This window comes from Sphingomonas sp. CFBP 8760, assembly GCF_014841615.1.
In the GTDB taxonomy this organism is placed as follows: domain Bacteria; phylum Pseudomonadota; class Alphaproteobacteria; order Sphingomonadales; family Sphingomonadaceae; genus Sphingomonas.
The window spans coordinates 275002-293511 of record NZ_JACYUG010000001.1; the positions used below are offsets into that span (position 1 = coordinate 275002).

17 protein-coding genes are annotated in these 18510 nt (G+C 66.5%); 4 read left to right on the forward strand and 13 right to left on the reverse strand.

Going from position 1 to position 18510, the window contains the following annotated elements; translation table 11 throughout:
* The first annotated feature begins 140 nt into the window (after positions 1–140).
* Positions 141–1136 carry a hypothetical protein gene (locus IFT82_RS01260; RefSeq protein WP_192123606.1) on the forward strand — a complete coding sequence of 332 codons (996 nt, stop codon included), beginning with the start codon at positions 141–143 and terminating at the stop codon, positions 1134–1136.
* Between the two features lie 255 nt (positions 1137–1391).
* Here the strand turns inward: IFT82_RS01260 and IFT82_RS01265 are convergent, their stop codons facing one another.
* Complete coding sequence (locus IFT82_RS01265) at positions 1392–2246, reverse strand: SDR family oxidoreductase (RefSeq protein WP_192123608.1); 855 nt, start codon at positions 2244–2246, stop codon at positions 1392–1394.
* An 85-nt stretch (positions 2247–2331) separates the two neighbouring features.
* Here IFT82_RS01265 and IFT82_RS01270 point away from each other — a divergent pair, with 85 nt between their 5' ends.
* The gene (locus tag IFT82_RS01270; RefSeq protein WP_192123610.1) at positions 2332–2712 is read left to right on the forward strand and encodes a winged helix-turn-helix transcriptional regulator; all 381 of its coding nucleotides are present in this window, start codon (positions 2332–2334) and stop codon (positions 2710–2712) included.
* Positions 2713–2789: 77 nt separating this feature from the next.
* Here IFT82_RS01270 and IFT82_RS01275 read toward each other — a convergent pair whose 3' ends face one another.
* From IFT82_RS01275 to IFT82_RS01305, 7 genes are all read right to left on the reverse strand, one after another.
* Positions 2790–4268 (reverse strand): porin, encoded by a 1479-nt coding sequence (locus IFT82_RS01275; protein WP_192123611.1) that lies wholly within the window; start codon positions 4266–4268, stop codon positions 2790–2792.
* A 5-nt stretch (positions 4269–4273) separates the two neighbouring features.
* A complete protein-coding gene (lepA, locus tag IFT82_RS01280; RefSeq protein ID WP_192123613.1) occupies positions 4274–6097 on the reverse strand; it encodes a translation elongation factor 4 in 1824 nt (607 codons plus the stop codon).
* Between the two features lie 29 nt (positions 6098–6126).
* A complete protein-coding gene (locus IFT82_RS01285) occupies positions 6127–6645 on the reverse strand; it encodes an AAA family ATPase (protein WP_192123615.1) in 519 nt (172 codons plus the stop codon).
* A complete protein-coding gene (gene pnuC / locus IFT82_RS01290) occupies positions 6642–7199 on the reverse strand; it encodes a nicotinamide riboside transporter PnuC (protein ID WP_192123617.1) in 558 nt (185 codons plus the stop codon). The genes IFT82_RS01285 and pnuC overlap by 4 nt, the downstream gene beginning before the upstream one ends.
* A gap of 235 nt (positions 7200–7434) precedes the next feature.
* Positions 7435–8289, reverse strand: a complete 855-nt coding sequence (locus IFT82_RS01295; RefSeq protein ID WP_192123619.1) for a flagellin — start codon at positions 8287–8289, stop codon at positions 7435–7437.
* Positions 8290–8583: 294 nt separating this feature from the next.
* Positions 8584–8850 carry a hypothetical protein gene (locus tag IFT82_RS01300; protein ID WP_192123621.1) on the reverse strand — a complete coding sequence of 89 codons (267 nt, stop codon included), beginning with the start codon at positions 8848–8850 and terminating at the stop codon, positions 8584–8586.
* Positions 8851–8924: 74 nt separating this feature from the next.
* On the reverse strand, positions 8925–9143 hold the full coding sequence (locus IFT82_RS01305; protein WP_192123623.1) for a hypothetical protein: 219 nt from the start codon (positions 9141–9143) through the stop codon (positions 8925–8927).
* A gap of 221 nt (positions 9144–9364) precedes the next feature.
* Here IFT82_RS01305 and IFT82_RS01310 point away from each other — a divergent pair, with 221 nt between their 5' ends.
* Positions 9365–12391 carry a TonB-dependent receptor gene (locus IFT82_RS01310; protein WP_199860270.1) on the forward strand — a complete coding sequence of 1009 codons (3027 nt, stop codon included), beginning with the start codon at positions 9365–9367 and terminating at the stop codon, positions 12389–12391.
* 94 nt (positions 12392–12485) lie between these two features.
* On the forward strand, positions 12486–12884 hold the full coding sequence (locus IFT82_RS01315; RefSeq protein ID WP_192123626.1) for an MAPEG family protein: 399 nt from the start codon (positions 12486–12488) through the stop codon (positions 12882–12884).
* A gap of 6 nt (positions 12885–12890) precedes the next feature.
* Here the strand turns inward: IFT82_RS01315 and IFT82_RS01320 are convergent, their stop codons facing one another.
* From IFT82_RS01320 to IFT82_RS01340, 5 genes are all read right to left on the reverse strand, one after another.
* On the reverse strand, positions 12891–13673 hold the full coding sequence (locus IFT82_RS01320; RefSeq protein ID WP_192123629.1) for a metallophosphoesterase family protein: 783 nt from the start codon (positions 13671–13673) through the stop codon (positions 12891–12893).
* A 46-nt stretch (positions 13674–13719) separates the two neighbouring features.
* Complete coding sequence (locus IFT82_RS01325) at positions 13720–14814, reverse strand: catalase family protein (RefSeq protein ID WP_192123631.1); 1095 nt, start codon at positions 14812–14814, stop codon at positions 13720–13722.
* A 27-nt stretch (positions 14815–14841) separates the two neighbouring features.
* On the reverse strand, positions 14842–15651 hold the full coding sequence (locus IFT82_RS01330; RefSeq protein WP_192123633.1) for a PIG-L family deacetylase: 810 nt from the start codon (positions 15649–15651) through the stop codon (positions 14842–14844).
* Positions 15648–16934 carry a Xaa-Pro dipeptidase gene (locus IFT82_RS01335; RefSeq protein ID WP_199860271.1) on the reverse strand — a complete coding sequence of 429 codons (1287 nt, stop codon included), beginning with the start codon at positions 16932–16934 and terminating at the stop codon, positions 15648–15650. The genes IFT82_RS01330 and IFT82_RS01335 overlap by 4 nt, the downstream gene beginning before the upstream one ends.
* A 64-nt stretch (positions 16935–16998) precedes the next feature.
* Positions 16999–18417, reverse strand: a complete 1419-nt coding sequence (locus IFT82_RS01340) for a hypothetical protein (RefSeq protein ID WP_192123635.1) — start codon at positions 18415–18417, stop codon at positions 16999–17001.
* Positions 18418–18510 lie beyond the last annotated feature (93 nt).

Genomic DNA, 18510 nt, shown 5'->3' on the forward strand with positions numbered 1-18510 from the left:
GGAAACCTGCCTCTTATCAGCCGCGTACATCCCCGACATGGCGCCGTTGCGGATGAACCGGGCGGCCATTTGGTGGCGCGGCCGCCCCTGACACAACCGGCCCTGTCCTACAACCAACCATATGGGTTAAACACCCGATCATGATCGACCGCACCCCCGTCGCGCGCAACGCGCGCCCCCCGCTGCCGGCCTTCGAGCCGGTTCCCCGCAAACCCCGCCACGATGGGTGGACGCCCGCCCGGCAGGTGGCCTTCATCGAGGCGCTGGCCGACACCGGCTCGGTCTCCACCGCCGCCGCGCAGGTCAACATGGCCGCCGTCGGGGCCTATCAACTTCGCCGCCAGCCCGGCGCGGAGGGATTCGCCCGCGCGTGGGAGGCCGCGCTCGACATGGGCGTGCTGCGCCTGAAGGACGAGGCGTTCGACCGCGCGCTGAACGGCCAGCTCGTTCCCGTCATCGCCGGCGGCAAACTGCTGGGCTACCGCCGCCGTCGCAACGATCGCCTCATCATGTTCATCCTGCGCCATTACAGCCGGCACCCCCAGTCCGGCAGCTTCCGCCAGCCCGGCCCTGTCGATGCCGGCCCTATTCCTTCCGGTCATGCCCACTCCGCGCCAGCCGCCCCGCCGATCGAACCCGGCGCCGTCATCGCCGCCTTTGCCGGGTTCGACCTGGACGAGGCGGCGCAGGAACAGATCATCGCCACCCTCACCGCCAGCGCCGCCCGCCGCCGCGATAGGCTCGAACGGCCGGTCGATGTGGACGCCCCTGACCTTCCCTTCGTCTCCGCGCGCATGATGCCGGTGGATCACCCCGCCACGATCCAGCCCTTCGGCGTTTCGCCCTTGCTCGAACTCGGCGAGCATCGCGAGGGCGAGGAACCCTGGGTAACGCTGGACCTGCCCGACCAGCGCGATGCCATCGCCGCCTTCCTGGCCGATCAGGCGCAACGCGCGGCAGACCACCCACCCGCAGAAGCCGGCCCGACCCCAGCGCCTGCACCCGCCCTCATTCCCGCCCCAATCCCCGATCCCGACCCCGGGTCATCGGCAGGAAAACACGATCGCCTCACCCGCTTCTCCCAATTTCTCGCCTCGGGCCGCCCGTTGGACGAATGGGAGGAATGGACCGGGTAGGGTCGAACCGGAAAAGCCGGACGGGTGGATGGATCGGCCCCGATCGCCGATACCCGCCCGACGACGGAGCATGATGACGGAAGACCCACCCATCCGTCGTTGCAAGCGTAGCGAAGCAATCCAGCGCCCGGTGCGTCACGCCCTGGATTGCCTCGCTACGCCCGCCCCGATCGGGCGGATAAGGCCGATCACCCCGCCGCGAAGCGGCCGCCCACAGGGCCGCCGCAGCCATGCCGCGTCACCTCTGCCAAACGCTCACCCCTGCAAGGCGGCGCGCAGCGTGTCGCGCCACGGCGTCGTCGGCCGGCCGATCAGCCGACTGAGGGCGCGACCATCATCGTACAGGCTGCCCTGTGCCGCCTTGGCGTCGCTTTCCGCCAGCATGGCCGCGACCGGTGCCGGCAGACCGACGCCTTCCAGCATCTGGCGGTAGTCCGCTTCCGGCATGTCCCGATATACCACGGGCCTGCCCGCGATCTCGCCGATCGCGGCGGCGAACTGGTCGAGCGTGAAGGCATCGTCGCCGGCCAGTTCGATCACCCGGTCCGCCGTGCCGCCATCGGCCAGCACCGTCGCGGCCGCCGCCGCATAGTCCGCCCGGCTGGCGCCCGAGATACGGCCGTTGCCAGCACTGCCCGCCAGCACACCGTGCTGCACCGCGGGGGCGGCGGATGCGGTATAGTTTTCGGTGTACCACCCGTTGCGCAGGATCGTGTGCGCCAGTCCACTGGCGACGATCGCTGCTTCCGTCTCGCGATGCTCGCCCGCCAGTTGCATCGGGTTGTCGGGGGCATGCAGGATGCTGGTATAGACGATATGGCCGACCCCGGCCGCCTTGGCCGCCTCGATCACCGCACGATGCTGGGAAACCCGCTTGCCCACCGCGCTCGACGATATCAGCAACAGCCGGTCGACACCCGCCAGTGCCGGTGCCAGCGTCTCCGGCCGGTCATAGTCGAACGGCCGCACCACGACGCCCCGATCCGCCAGCCGGGAAAGCCCGGCGGGGTCGCGGACCAGCGCGACGATCTCGGCCGGCGCGACCTTGGTCAGCAGGTCTTCGATGACCAGTTGGCCCAGTTGGCCGGATGCTCCGGTGATGGCGTACATATCATTCTCCGCTGTCGTCGTTGTACGCCGGACATAAGCCCCTATCTTACCATTCGTAAGTACGCACACAAAGGTAAGCATGACGATGCCGGATCGTTCGCCCGCCCGTCTCGCGGATCGCCTGCGGCAGGGCGATGTCTTCGCCCCGCGCTGCCCGTCGCGCGCGATCCTGAAACATGTGACGAGTACATGGGGCACGCTGGCGCTCATCGCCCTGATGCCCGGCACGCTCCGGTTCAGCGACCTGCGCCGGACGGTCGCGGGGGTCAGCGAACGGATGCTGTCGCAAACTCTCAAGCAGCTCGAAGGCGATGGTCTGGTGCGACGGCAAAGCTTCGCCACCGTCCCGCCAAAGGTGGAATATACGCTGACGGATCAGGGGCGGCAGGCGGCCGCGCTGGTCGAGGCGCTGACCGACTGGATCGAGGACAGCCTGCCCCTGCTCACGAAGACCGCCGCCAACTGACCGGCCACGGGCGGACGCGCCGTCGCCCGGCCATGCCCGCCACGGCGGTATGGATCAGGCCGATGTCGTGCCGTCGTTCAGTAATTCCACTGCAATTGCGTGCGGATCAGGCTTCCCTCCGCCTGACCGATCCGGCGTTCGTCCGCCTCGGTGCGGTCCATCCGGGCATAGGCGATCGTCAGTTCCAGCGGCGGGGTCGGCTGGAACTCGATGCCCAGTTCCCATTCGTCGGTGTCCAGGCGCGGGGCATTGGGCAGGGCCTTCCAGCCGCCGCGATAGCGTTGCCACCGGGCATAGGGCATGAACGGCCCCAGCGGCGACTGGCGCACGCGTGCCATCGTCTGGATATAGCCGCCGTTCAGCCGCTTCGTCGTGATCGCCCGCAGATCGCGGTCGAATTCGGGGCCGCGCCCCCAATTCCATTCCGCCTGGAACCCGATCGGCTGAGGATAGAGCATCGCGTGGAACCCGACCCGTTCGTCGCGGAACGATACCGCGCTCACGCCGCCCGCGCGCAGTTCGGGCTTCACCTGATTGCGCAGGGCCGCCGCGCCGAACTCGAACACCTGCCCCGTCCAGCCCGCGCCCAGCCCGTCCAGCTCGATCGGCCAGGTCGCCATCGCCACCGTCATCAGGCCATCGTTGGTTTCGGCCCGGTTGGTGCCCTGCCCGTTATACACCGCCAGTCCGAACGCGCCGTAATTGCCGAACAGCTTCTGCCCGTCGTCGGTCAGCCGGTCCCAGATCTTTTCCACGCGTGACGGCGTGTAATAGGCGACGATCCCCAGATCGCGTTCGCTGGGCACCGCGCTGTTGATGCCGTCGCTGCGGTCCAGCGTCAGCCGGTTCGATGATGATTGCAGGTTCTCCCACCCGAACGGCACTTTCGACTGGCCGAAGCGCAGCCGGAACCGGCGATCGGGATCGAGGAACGCGTCGACATAGGCATCACGCAGCTGGAGAAAGCCTTCGCGCCGCTCCCCGCCCGACTGGTTGCTGACATTGGTCGCGAAATCGGGTTGCAGGTAGAACGAGACGCGGTCGCTGATGTCGCCCTGCAGGATCAGGCGGACCCGGCGCAGCGTGAAGTTGCTGTCCTCGCCGATGCCGCCGTCATGCACCGAACGGAGGCGCGACACGCCGGCCGGCGCGGTCCGGTCGCCCGACAGGAACTCGTTGAGGCGCATCTGCGTATAGCCGCGCAGCGTGATCCGCTCGTACCAGTGCGCCGGCTTCGGCTTGTCTGCTACCACCGCCACCTGCGTGGTGGTCGGCCGTGTGACAGCAGGCTGGATGGCGGCGGATTGCGTGGCCGTGGGGGCAACGGCGGGCGCCCCCGTCGTCGGCGACGCTGCCACCGCCGTGCCCGCCGGGGCGATCGGCGCGGCGGCGGGGGCGGATGCCCTGCCCGCCTGCGCCGCCTTCAACTCCGCGATCGTCGCCTTCAGTTCGTCGATCTGGCGTTGCAGGTCCTGCACGGTCTGCGCCTGTGCGGGCAGCGCCGCCGCGCCGCCCAGCATCAGCGTGCCGGCGGCGATCCACCCTTGCCGCGTCATCGGGATCAGCCGTCGTCGCCCATCCGCAGCGCGGCGATGAACGCCTCCTGCGGGATGCTGACCGAGCCGTACTCGCGCATCTTGGCCTTGCCCTTCTTCTGCTTCTCCAGCAGCTTCTTCTTGCGGCTGGCGTCGCCGCCATAACACTTGGCGGTCACGTCCTTGCGCATCGCGCTGATCGTCTCGCGCGCGATCACCTTGCCGCCGATCGCCGCCTGGATCGGGATCTTGAACAGGTGGCGCGGGATCAGTTCCTTCAGCCGCTCCACCATGCCACGCCCGCGCACCTCGGCGGTGCCGCGATGGACGATCATCGACAGCGCATCGACCGGCTCCTCGTTGACGAGGATGCTCATCTTGACGAGGTCGCCCTCGCGGTAACCGATCTGGGCATAGTCGAAGCTGGCATAGCCCTTCGACAGCGATTTCAGCCGGTCGTAGAAGTCGAACACCACCTCGTTCAGCGGCAGTTCGTAGGTGGCCTGCGCCCGGCCGCCGACATAGGTCAGGTTCTGCTGGATACCGCGCCGGTCCTGGCACAGCTTCAGGATGCTGCCGAGATATTCGTCGGGGACGTAGATCGTCGCGCTGATCCACGGTTCGCTGATCGTCTTGATCTTGTTGACGTCGGGCATGTCGGCGGGATTGTGCAGGTCGATCTGCGTGATCCCCGCCGGATCGGGATGGGTGAATTCGATCTGGTACACCACCGACGGCGCGGTGGTGATCAGGTCGAGGTCGTATTCGCGCGTCAGCCGCTCCTGGATGATCTCCAGATGCAAAAGGCCCAGGAACCCGCAGCGGAAGCCGAAGCCCAGCGCGGCCGACGTCTCCATCTCGAAACTGAACGATGCGTCGTTCAGGCGCAACTTGCTGATCGATTCGCGCAGTTTCTCGAAATCGTTGGCGTCGACCGGGAACAGCCCGCAGAACACCACCGGCTGCACTTCCTTGAAGCCTTCCAGCGCCTCCGCCGCCGGCCGCTTCGCATCGGTCAGCGTATCGCCGACGCGGGCCTGCGCCACATCCTTGATCTGCGCGGTGATGAAGCCGATCTCGCCCGGCCCCAGATCCTGCAACTGCTCGATCTTGGGGCGGAAACAGCCGACCCGGTCGACCAAATGCACGGTGCCCGCCTGCATGAACTTGATCTGCTGGCCGCGTTTCAACACGCCGTCGATCACGCGGATCAGGATCACGACGCCCAGATACGGGTCGTACCAGCTGTCGACCAGCATCGCCTTCAACGGCGCCTCCGCATCGCCCTTGGGCGGCGGAATGCGGGTCACGATCGCCTCCAGGATGTCGGCGATGCCGATCCCGGCCTTGGCACTGGCCAGCACCGCGCCCGACGCATCGATGCCGATCACGTCCTCGATCTCCTTGCGCACCATCTCCGGCTCGGCAGCGGGCAAGTCTATCTTGTTGATAACAGGGACAATTTCGTGATCGTGCTCGATCGACTGATAAACGTTGGCCAGCGTCTGCGCCTCGACCCCCTGCGCGGCGTCCACCACCAGCAACGCCCCCTCGCACGCGGCCAGGCTGCGGCTCACCTCATAGGCGAAGTCGACATGCCCCGGCGTGTCCATCAGGTTCAGCGTATAATCCAGGCCGTCGGCGGCGAGATAGGACAGGCGCACCGTCTGCGCCTTGATCGTGATCCCCCGCTCCTTCTCGATGTCCATGTTGTCGAGCACCTGCTCGCTCATCTCGCGCGCGGTCAGCCCCCCGGTATGCTGGATGAGGCGGTCGGCCAGCGTCGACTTGCCATGGTCGATATGCGCGATGATCGAGAAATTGCGGATGCGGGAAAGGTCGGTAGCCATATGTGCCTGCCCCTAGCAGGGTGTTGCGCTCAAGCCAAAGCCGCTTCGATCGCGGCAAGCGCGGCATCGTACCGCGCCTGCCCCTGCCCCCGCACGACCGCGAACGGCAGGTCGCGCCTGACCAGTTCCATCATCGCCGCCGCCCGGAACCGCTCCCGCTCGCTGACGGTACCGAACAGGCGGGTGCCATCCTCCACCCAGGGCAGGTCGGTGTCGAGGAACAGGTAGAGGTCGGCAGTGCCCGTCCATGCGTCGAACCACGGGTCCTGCCGCCCGAACAGCATCGTCGCCCACGCCGCCGTCATCAGCGGATCGGTATCGAGGATCACCGGATACGGACCCGATGCCACCGCCGCCCGCGCCATGCGATCATGGCCCTCGGCGATCGCGATCAGGTCGGCCATGGTGAAGTCGGTGCCGTGTTCTTCGGCATAGGTGCGGCCATATTCGGGAACGTAGGGACTGCCGAAACGCCGGGCGAGGCGCGGACCGATCGTGGACTTGCCGGTGCTCTCCGGCCCGTGCAGGCACACCGAACGCAGGGTCATGCTGCCACCCGCCGCCGCCAGTCGACCAGTCCCCACGCCGCTAGCAGCAGGAAGATCAGATACAGGAGCGCCGTCAGCCAAAGTTCCTTGACCAGATAGAGGCCGATCGAACCGATATCGACCGAGATCCACAGCACCCAGTTCTCCCATTTGCGCCGCGCCAGCAACCATTGCGCGGCGATGCTGGCCGCCGCCATCGCGGCATCCCACCATGGCAGGCTGGCATTGGTGAAACGGTGCATCAGCCCACCCCAGACCAGGGCGATCGCGGTAGTGGCCAGCGTCCAGCGCCAGCGTTCGCTTCGCGTCATCCCCTCCACCACGACCGCGCCGGTCGCCGCGCGGTGGCGTATCCACGATATCCAGCCATAGGCGTTGACGGCGATGAAGAAGAACTGGAGCAGCATGTCGCTGTACAGCCGCGCCTCGGCGAACACGACCGCATATAGCGACACCATCGCGATCCCGAACGGATAGTTCCAGATGCTACGGCGAACGACCAGCGTCACGTTCACGATGCCCAGCACGAAGGCGATCACCTCGGTGGTGTTCACGTCGAGGCCGATCGGGATGCAGCGATGAAGATCATGATGGAGCGGGCGGGCGATCGTGAGAGGAACAGGCGAGCCGCTAAGCGACCAAAATTTTCGGGTCCGCAACGATTTTCTTGACGCCCTGCCATAAATGCCGCTGCGCTGGGCGCATACGACGCAAAAAAGCCGGGGCGGATCGCTCCGCCCCGGTATGCCGGATCGTATCGCCTCCGAAGAGGCGGCCGCCCCGTGTTCCTTAACGGAACAGCGAGGTGACGGTCTGCGGCGCCTGGTTGGCGATCGACAGGGCCTGCACGCCAAGCTGCTGCTTGACCTGCAATGCCTGCAGCTTCGCCGACTCCTTGGCCAGATCGGCATCGACGAGGTTGCCGATACCGCCCTCGATCGCGTCCGACAGCTTGCTGGCGAACGCGCTCTGCGCGTCGATCTTGCGCGAGGCCGAACCCAGATCGCTGAGCTTGGTGTTGATGTCCTTGCCCAGCGCGTCCAGCGTGCCGACCATCGTCTTCGCATCCGATGCCGACTTGATCGTCGATCCCGTATCCAGCTTGCCGGTCGTTGCGGTCGTCGCCAGATCCATCTTCTGGTTTTCGACCTTCAACGTGTCGGCGGTGTAGCTGCCGCTCGACACGCTGCCCAGCGACTGCAGGGCGGAGACTTCGCCGCCACTGGTCTTGAGCAGGTTGGTGCCGTTGAACTCGGACGAGTTGACGATCGTGGTGATCTGGTCGCGAAGGGCCGTGAAGTCCTTGTTGTACGCATCGCGGCTCGCCTGGTCGACACCTTCATCCGAAGCCTGCTTCGCAAGCGTCTTCATCTGGTTGACGACGTCGGAGATCTGCTCTGCGCCTGCGACCGCAACATCGGTCACGCTCTTCGCCCGGCTGAGCGACGAGGTGACCGCCTTCAGCCCACCCAGATCACCGCGAAGCTTTTCCGCGATGGTGAAGGCAGCCGAATCGTCCTTGGTCGAGCTGACGTTCAGGCCGCTGTTGATGCGGCTCTGGACGGTGGCCAGACCCTTGCTGGTGGAGTTCAGCGCCTGCAGCGCAGCCATCGCACCGGTGTTCGTGTTGACGGACATTGCCATGTGAAATCTTCCTTCTGGAAAGAACGGCTGCTTCTGCGGCCGTGGACCAAGGCGGTGGTCCCCCGGCGCGTCGCCTCAAAGGCAACCCGCCCTCCCTTCATGGCGCCATTTCCCTAACAACGGGCAAACACCGACAATTTATTGATGGTTAACGTTCGATCAACGATACTTTCCGATGCTTTAAGAAACCCGACATATCATCGCTCTTGATTGGGCGATCGGTATGCAAACGCACTATCTAGCTCCTTGTCAGGCCGGCATGACTATGTGCAGGTCAGGCAACCCGGGCATTGATCATTCGTCTTCAGAAGCGAGCCGCTCGGTCATCTCGATCAACGTCCGAGCCGCATTACGGTCGGCCGGGTCCGTGAACGTGATATCCAAATCCGGTGCAGCGCCCAGCGTAAACATCAGGGTCCACAACGCAAAGCGACGCGACCGGTCCTTTTCCAACCCAAGGTCGACTCGCATATGCTCAAGCCCCGCGGCGAGCGCCACCGGTGGCACAGCGTTCAGGTCGGCGGTGCCGAAATAGCGGCGCATCTGGTCGTCAAGGTCCATATGCCCGACCTAACCGATCGCGGCCGTGCCACAAGAACGACAGCGACGCCGGGGGCCGAACGACCGCGCGATTGCTATCGCATGCCGAATCCGGCCGAATGGCGGTTGCCGTCATCGGTACGGTCATGCCCGGCCAAGACGTTCTCCAGTTCGGCGATCGTATGCGGCACATTGAGATGCTGCCCGCCCAGATACAGGCGAAGTCCTTCGCCTTCCGGCACAGCATGCGTTAATTTATCCATATCAACCAACGCCTTGCCAGCAGGCAACATCTCGATCTGTACGAAGCGCATCGCCGTTCTTCCCGACATCGGACAGCCATTATGGCGGTCCATCAACAGTCGAACGCCTGCCATCGTCGTATCGCTTCATCAGCTATCATCGCGACATTCATGCATCAGTGCTCAAATTGCATGGCAGCCGATCATATGCCGAGTTGTCGTTGCCGATTGCCTGTGCCTATCATGAGATGAACGATGCCGAAAAGGCACCGACATACAGGAGGAGGATTTCCATGGCCCGCCCACATGTCCATCGCGCCTACATTCTCGGCAGCGCATCGCTGACCGGCCTGATGATCGCACTTGTCTCGCCAATGCCAGCGCTGGCCATGGCAACGCAGGACGCGGCCCGGACCGCACCCGTCCGGCAACCGACGCCGCAGCCCGGTGGCTCCGTCCCGGCGAACACCGAAGGACCGGCGACCGATCCCAGCGGCAGCGCCGGCAATCCGCAGGCGGTGGACGCGGCCGCGGCCGGCGACGGCCCGGACATCATCGTCACCGGCTTCCGGGCCAGCCTGAACAGCGCGCTCAACGCCAAACGCAACGAAACCTCGGCGATCGACGTCATCAAGGCGGAGGATATCGCCGACTTCCCCGACAACAACCTTGCCGAATCGCTCCAGCGCGTGCCCGGCGTGTCGATCAACCGCGTCGGCGGTGAAGGGCGCGCGATCACGGTGCGTGGCCTGTCGGGCAGCTTCACCCGCGTACGCGTGAACGGGATGGAGGCACAGGCGATCTCGGGCGCGACCACCTCCGATCGCGGCATCAACACCGGTCGCGGCTTTGATTTCAACGTGTTCGCGTCCGAGCTGTTCAACAATCTGGTCGTCCGCAAGACCGCCGATGCCGAGACGATCGAGGGATCGCTGGGCGCGACCGTCGACCTGAACGTCGCGCGCCCGTTCGATTACAAGGAACCCACGCTCGTGCTGAGCGCACAGGCGGGCTACAACTCGCTGGCGAAGAACGTCGATCCGAAGCTGACCGGCGTCGCCTCGCGCACCTGGGATACCGGGATTGGCCGGATCGGTGCGCTGGTGTCGGCGGCATTCAGCAAACGACGCTATTACGAGGACCAGTTCGGGTCGGGTGGCTGGAACCCGGCGACGGCGGATGGCGGCTTCTGTTCGCCGGTCGGGGTGACACCGGTTTCGCCCGCCTTAAACGCGGCGCAGGGCACCGATGCCGCCAATTGCGCGACCGGCGTGGCGCGGCCGGCGGCGGGCGATCCGTTATACGGGCAGGTCAACCGTTCCACCGTCTTCCTGCCGCGCCTGCCGCGCTACGGCCGGTTCAACCACAACCAGCAGCGATTGGGGGTGACCGGGTCGCTGCAATGGGCGCCGACCGACGGGGTGGAAATCGGCGTCGACGCGCTGTTCTCCGACTTCAAGGTGAAGCGTGAGGAGAACTGGCTGGAGGGCTTCTCGTTCGCCCGCGCGATCGCCTCCCCCAATTTCGGCAAGCCGCAGACCGCGATCCGCGAGGCGGTGCTGCGTCCGGCGGGGACCAGCGGGACGCAGGGCGCCAATTTCGGCCAGCAGGTGTCCGACATCGCCTACGGCGTATTCGATGGCGTCGATGTGCGGTCGGATACGCAATATGACCGGTTCCGCAGCAAGTTCAGCCAGTACACGCTGCACGGCAAGTTCGACATCACCGACAATCTGGTCGGCACCGCCCTGCTCGGCATCGCGAAGACCGACTTCAGGCAAAAGGATCAGACGACGTTCCTGTTCGGGCGCAACAACACCCGCCAGACGATCGATTTCCGTGATAGCCGCAACCAGCCGACGATCGGGTTCGGTTTCGACGTGACCGATCCCTCGCAGTTCACACTGGCACCGGGCAGCGCCGAAATCCGCGCCACGCCGTCGACGCTCGATAACAGGAACCGGACGTTCGAATACAACCTCGCGTGGAAATTCGAGGACGGCTTCACGCTGAAGGGCGGTCTTCATTACGACAAGTTCGATTTCCTGAACCGCGTCTATCAGCGTCCCAACAACTTCACGGTACCGACGCTGACCGCCGCCGAACTGGCCGGGCTGACCAAGCTGGTCAAGGATTTCGGCGACGGGATGCGCGACGGCGTATTCCCGACATCATGGGTGGCGATCAACTATGGCGCGTTCGCGCAGCAATATGGCCTCGACGATTATACCGGTGCCTTCGCGCTGATCGAGAATCTCGGCGCGTCGCGACGGGTGCATGAGAAGATCTTCTCCGCCTTCGGTCAGCTCGACTTCGATCTCAATCGCTGGGGCCTGCCGATCCGGGGCAATGCCGGCCTGCGCTATGCCAAGACCGATCTGACCTCGACCGGCTATTCCAGCGGCATCGCCCGGTTCGTAACCGCCGGCAACAAATATGACGACTGGTTGCCGTCGATCAACCTCGTCGGCGACCTGACCTCCAACCTGCTGGTGCGGGCGGCGTTCGCGAAGGTCATCACCCGGCCCGAGCTCGGCTTCCTCAGCCCCGGGGCCAGCGTGACGATCAGCGGCACGCCCAGCGTCAACGGCGGCAATCCCGCACTCGATCCGATCCGCGCCAGCACCTACGACGCGTCGCTGGAATGGTATTTCTCGCGCAACTCGCTGTTGTCCGTCGCGGTCTTCTACAAGGACATCAATTCCTACATCCAGAACCAGGCGCAGCAGCTGACGTTCAACCAGACCGGATTGCCGGTCGAGCTGATCGCCAACAGCGGCCTCGATCCCAACGTCACGCTGTTCACCGTCAACCAGGCGCGCAACACGCCGGGCGGGCCGCTGAAGGGCGTGGAGGTGAATTACCAGCAGGCGTTCAGCTTCCTGCCGGGGCCGCTCGCCAATACCGGTGCGCTGTTCAACTACACGCACGTTCAGTCGAAGATCACTTATTTCCTCGCGGCCAGTGCCGCCAACACCACCAAGCGCGATCTGCTCGGCCTGTCGCGCGACGCCTTCAACGCGACCTTATATTACGAAGACAAGAAGGCGAGCGCGCGCATTTCCGGGTCGTATCGCGGGCCGTACATCATCGCCCTGCCCGCCAACAATCCGCTGCAGGATCTGGAGGGGGTCGACAAGAGCCTCGTCTTCGACCTGTCCGCTTCCTATCAGGTGACCGACAAGATCAAGCTGACCTTCGAAGGGCTGAACATCTTCGATCGTTTCTATCGGCAGTTCATCGATTCGACCCGCGACAGCACCTTCGTCTACAGCCACACCGGCCCGCAATTCTATGCCGGGGTGCAGTACCGGTTCTGACGACTGACGGCCATCGGGAGGGGCCCCGCCCTCCCGATGGCCGGAGCCGCGAGAGGCATGGGGCGTTGGGACCGCGTCATACGAAGGAATAATCATGCCGACCCTGCCCATCGAACTCGTGCTGCTCGGCTGGTCGACGATATTGCTGGTCGTCTACATCATGACCCAGGGGCAGATGGCCACCCTTGATCGGGGCCTCGGCTGGAACGCCGGGCCGCGCGACGGCGAGGCGAAGCCGCTGGGGACATTGGCGGGCCGGGCGCAACGGGCGCTGCGCAACTTTCAGGAAACCTATCCCGCCTTCATCGCCCTGGCCCTCGCGCTGGCAGTCAGTGATCGTGGCGGCGGACTGGGCGCGATCGGGGCGTGGACATGGTTCATCGCGCGGATCGTCTATCTGCCGCTGTACCTGATGGGCGTGCCCTATCTGCGCAGCCTGTGCTGGACGGTATCGGTGCTGGGCCTGATCCTGATGCTCGTCCGATTGCTGTGACCCGGATCAGGCGGGACGGCCGGCGGTGGTCGTCTCGCTGATCGAATGGCGAGGCTGGTCGTCCTGCGTCCGCACGATCGTGTCGAACCGTGTCCCGTCGATCCGGATTTCGTTGAAGGCGGGCGGGCTGTTGCGCACCCGCTTCGACAGGGTGCCCGCCCCGATCATCCGGATCGTCCAGCCCGCGCGGTCGACGGGAACGTCGAACGGATCGTGGACATGGCCCGTCAACACCGCATGGGCACCGGCGGCGGCGAGATCGGCGAGCGCCACGTCGCCCCCTTGCGTCTTGGCGGTGCCCTTCGTCCCGCCTTCGATCAGCGGGTGATGCGCGGCGACGAAGATCAGGTTGCCCGCCGGCGCCTTCTCGATCAACGCCAGCGCGGAGCGGAGCGACCGGGGGCTGACATGGCCCTTCGACCAGTTCCACCGCCACTGCGCGCGCGCCGTCGTCTTGAGTGGCACGATGGTGACGCCGGCCAGTTCCAGCGGCCGCTCGATCATCTTCTCGATCGCGGCATAGCGCGAATAGGGATTGAGGAATCGGCGGATCGGGTCCCAGTAATAGGGGATGTCGTGATTGCCGACTTCCACCGTGACCGGGGCAGCAAGGCTTTTCAGCCAGGCGCCGCCCGCCTCGAACTCGCGCGTGCGGGCGCGCATCGTCAGGTCGCCGGTCATGATGACCGCATCGGGGCGTTCGGCCTCGACGCGTTCCTTGAACCAGGCGATCGCCTGTGGGTCTTCCTTGCCGAAATGGACGTCGCTGACGTGGAAAAGAACGGTCATCGTGCCTTCCTTCCCGCTCGGCGCGATGCCGTCAACCCGGCCGGCATCAGGGCAGGTCGGCCAGAGCGGCAGGCTGATGGATCGGACAGCCGTTGAATTGCCCCCGGAATTCGGCGGAATGGGCGTAGGTGTCCTTGCGTGCCCGGTTGACGTTGCCGAGCGGGCGGTGCGCGGCGATACCATGCCAGACACTGTAGGACAGCGCATCGTCGACCGCATCGGAGCCGCCATGTTCCCATGACGGTTGCGGCGGCACGTCCAGCGTGGCGACGGTCTGGAACGGGCTGTCTTCCTGCGGCCACTCGCTGGTCGGGTCCTCGACCGGCATCGCGTCCAGATCGCGGTTGAGCTGGACCCGCAATTCCCAGCTGCCGCCCTGTTCGATCAGCACGTCGCGCACCGCCTCGCGCAGGGCATCCGGGCGATCGGTGGTGGAGATGATATCGCCGGTCAGCCGGGTCAGCGCGGGGCTGACCGGTGCCAGCTGGAATTTGGCGATGTGATCGCCGTAGCGGAACGGCGTCTGGCTGAAATAGGTTTCGCCGAGTGGATGGACGTTGGCGGCCCCACCCATCTGCTTTAACGTCGCCGATTCCAGTCCGACCGCCTCCAGCGTCGCCTCGAACGCCCGGAGCACGCCGGACAGCAGCTTCTTGCCGCCTTCGGCCTTGTCGGTGGTGCTCGCGAGCAGCTTCAGGTTCTTCGAGAACGCCTTGGCGTCGGGCGCGGCGAAGACGGGCGCATTGACCATGATGAAGTCCTGCGTCGTATCGCCTTCCGATCCCGGCAGCCGCTCACCTTCTACCCCGATCACTTTCAGCGCCAGTCCGCGCGGCAGGCCGATCGAATCGTCGAGGATGTCCCCGGGATTGGTCGAGAGCCGGATGATCGCCTCGTACCGGCCCGGTGAAGCGAACAGTCCCTGCGCCAGTTCAGGTGGCAGACCCGCCGCAACGGTCAGCGTGCCCTTGGCGATGCCATGGGCCTTGGCATGGACCGCGCGGACGGCATGGCCATAATCCTGCGAGGTGGTGTCGAGGATCGACTGGAAGGATTCGTTGAGTTGGCCGATCACCTCGGCCTCATCCGGCTGGACGGTTTCCACCGCGGGATCGAACCGGACCGGGGGATTGAGGGCCATCAGGATTCCTTTCGCTTTCGAAAGGAGTTAACGGCCGCCCCGACCCCGTGTTCCGCGAACCGAAGCAATCGCCGCCGCCGCGTGCTGCCGCCAGCCATCGCCGGTGATGGCCCAGCCGAACCGGTCGTACAGGCACGCGCCCGGCGGGGGCGGCGCGGTGAAATCATGATCGGGGGCGGCGCGCCACCGTTCGACGCGGGGTCGCCAGTCCTCGAACACGCCCGCCTGGCTGGCGTGCGCGGCCAGCGCCGCCTCGATCCGCGCGGCCTCCACCGGGGTAAGCGCGCGGCCATGTTCGGGATGGGCGGCATCGGGCCAGAACTCCGCCCAGATCCGCACGTCGCCGCGCAGGTGATAGCTGGGAAACTCGACCAGCGCCGGTGGCGGATCGAGGCGATCGACCGCCAGCCGCACCGCGCAGGCGACCGCGTCGTGATCGGGATGCCCGCCCTCATAGGCATGGGTCGCCACCATTGCGACGCCGGCCAGTTCGCCGACGAGCCGATCGGCGATCGCGGCGATGCACAGCACGGCATCCTGATCAGCGATGCCATGCCCGATCCTGCGGGGCCGTGCCGCCAGCGCGACCAGCGCGGCATCGACCTCGATCGCCCGCGCCGCCGCATAATCCGCCCGCGTCGCGAAGCCCAAGCGCCGGGCATCGGTCATGTCGCGCGGCGCGCTGTCGGTGACGTGGATCAGCAGCGCATCGTCGGCACGACCGAGCAGCGCGCCGGCAAACAGCGTCTCGTCATCGGCATGGGCGACGACGACCGCGACCGGTTCGGCGATGCGCTCGCCGCCGGCCAGCCGTGCCGCCCATTCGTCCGCCGTCATCGGACGGATACGCCGCCCTTGATGACCGCGACGGGACGTTCGAGGACCCGGACATCGGCGAGCGGATCGCCATCGACTGCGACCAGATCGCCCCAGCGGCCGACCGCGACCTGCCCGACATCGTCGCGGCCCAGCGCCAGCGCGGCATCGCTGGTGGCGCTGCGGATCGCCTCGATCGGGGTCATCCCCCATTCGACCATCTTGGCGAACTGCAACGCATTCTGCCCGGCGGGGAAGACCGCGCCGTTGTCGGTGCCGAACACCATCCTCACCCCGGCGCGGTGGGCGTCGCGGAACGTTTCGCGCTGCTTGCGGCCGATCTGGCGTTCCTTTTCGAGCGACTCCTCGTGCACGCCGTTCTTCGCCCCCTCGGCGAGGATATAGTCGTCGTCATAGATATCCATCGAGAACCAGGCGCCGCGCTCTTTGGCGAGCCTGAACGCGGCGACATCGGCCAGGCTGGCATGTTCGATCGTATCGATGCCCGCGCGCAGCGCCTCCGTGATGCCGGCGGTGCCGTGTGCATGGGCGGCGACCTTCATCCCCAGCAGATGCGCCTCGTCCGCCACCGCCTTCATCTCGTCATAGCTCATCTGCTGCGCGCCGGGCGCGTCGGTGCGGGACAGGACGCCGCCGGTGGCGCAGATCTTGATGACCTGCGCGCCGTATTTCTTCTGGGTGCGGACCAGCCGGCGATACCCGTCGACCCCGTCGGCGACGGAAGGGTTGCGGACGCCCTCGAAACTGGGGGGCAGTCCTTCGCTACCGTCGCAATGCCCGCCGGTCGCGCCCAGCGCATAGCCGGCCGGCACGATGCGGGGACCGGGGACGTAGCCGGCATCGATCGCCTGTTTCAGCCCGACATCGTTGTAATCGGTCGAGCCGACGTTGCGGACGGTGGTGAAGCCCGCCGCCAGCATCGCCCGCGCATTGGCGACGCCCACCGCCTGCCAGAAGCTGTCGGTGTAATCGAGCCGACGATATCCGCTGATCCGGGCATCGGCATCGAGATGGACGTGCATGTCGATCAGGCCGGGCAGCAGCGTCCTGCCCGGCAGGTCGATCCGCTCCGCCCCCTGCGAGATGACGGGGCGGGCACCGCCCCGGCCGGTGACGGTGGCGATGCGGCCATCGGTGATGACGATCACCGGATCGTCGATCGCCCGCCCCTTGTCGACGTCGATCAGCCGTGCGGCGGTGACCACCACCGTCTTCGCCGCCGCCGGTGCGGCCACCGTCGTACCCGCCAGCGCCATCAGCAGCGCCGCCATTTTCCGCGTCATTCGATACCCCTTTGCGATCGCCCGCGATCATGTCGCAGGCGGGGCCGATCGCCAAGCCCCGTGGTCAGGCCATCCAGTCGGCATAGCTTTGCGGCGGCGACGGCAGGACGATGCGCGCGATCCCGCCAATCGCGATCACCCCGGCCAGCACGGCGATCAGCGCGATCCGCCAGTGCCCGCGCCATGGCATCCGCCCCAGCAACGCCAGCGCCAGCGCGGTCGCGATCATCGGCCAGAGATGATAGCGGAGATCGGAGGCGATGCTGATGACGGCGAAGCTGGCTTCCAGCGCCAGCGCCGAGGCCAGCAATGCCCGGGCGATACCCGCGCCGGGACCGGCGATCCGCCAGCCGGCGGCAAGGGCGACGATCGCAACCGCGATCCAGACGACCGGCCATCCCGCCGGCGTCCCGGCAAGCCAGCCGGCCAGCCGTTCCCATTCGGTGGCCGCGCTGCGCGGTTCCGCCAGTCCCAGGTCGTTCGGCTCCGACCCGCCGGGCGGCGCGGCGCCGGGCCAGTGCGCCGGCACCCACCAACGATCGGTGGAATTGAGATGGGCGAGCCGGTGCGACAGATACGCGACCGGATGCGTCGCCGCCGCCAGGGCCAGTTGCCGGTACAACGCCCCCGCCGGCTGCCGCCACATCCGCACCGTCGCCGGGCCGCAACCGGGGGCGTCGCCCAGCCGATCCCAGAAGAACGGCGTGACGCACCGATGCGCGACCAGTCCCCTCGCCTCCGCCGCAGTGAACCCCGTCGCGGTGAACCCGGTCGCGGTCGTACCCGTCCGCGTCGCGATGCCGGCGAGATCGTAGAATGGCTGGGTCTTCTCCACCCCGCTGCCGGTCGCCCGCAGCAGATGGTGGTTGATGGCCGGCGACAGGGCGAGGGTCGCCGCGACGATCGCGACGGCGATGCCGACCCGGCGGACGGGACCGGCGGTGACGGCGAGGCCGGCGATCAGCGGCGCGATCGCGAAGACCGCGTTGGCGCGGACCAGTAATGCGTAGAGAAGGATCGTGGCGACCGCGCACCGCGCCGGCCACGGCACCGCCCTGCCCCCCAGCCGATACCAGCCGACTAGCCCCAGCGCCGCCACCATCGCGGCGACCGCCTGCGCATCCTTCAGCACCACGCCCTGCCATCCCAGGAACGGCGGCCACCAGCCGATCGCCGCGACCGCCAGTGCCGCCCGCGGACGCCCGTCGCGCAGCAGCGCGGCGGCGATCAGGGCCAGCCCGATCACGTAACCGCCCAGTTGCAGGATCAGCATCGGCCCCGTCCCCGGCCCGACAGTCGCGATCAGGACCGACCAGAGTCGCGCCATGACCGGGGGATGCCAGTCGTCGTACCGGCCGCTCAACGCCTGCGCATATTGCAGCACGCTGTCATATTCGGCGATACCCGGCCAGAACAGCGCGAGCGCGGCAGCGAACGACAGGATCGCGGCGAGCGGGACGAGTCGGCGCGGATCGCGCGTCATGGTGCCGGATCGGACCTGCCGGGATGACGACACCGATCCCCCGAGCGCGGAAAGTCACACCGGAAAGTCACGAAAGTCTCATCCTACAGGGGG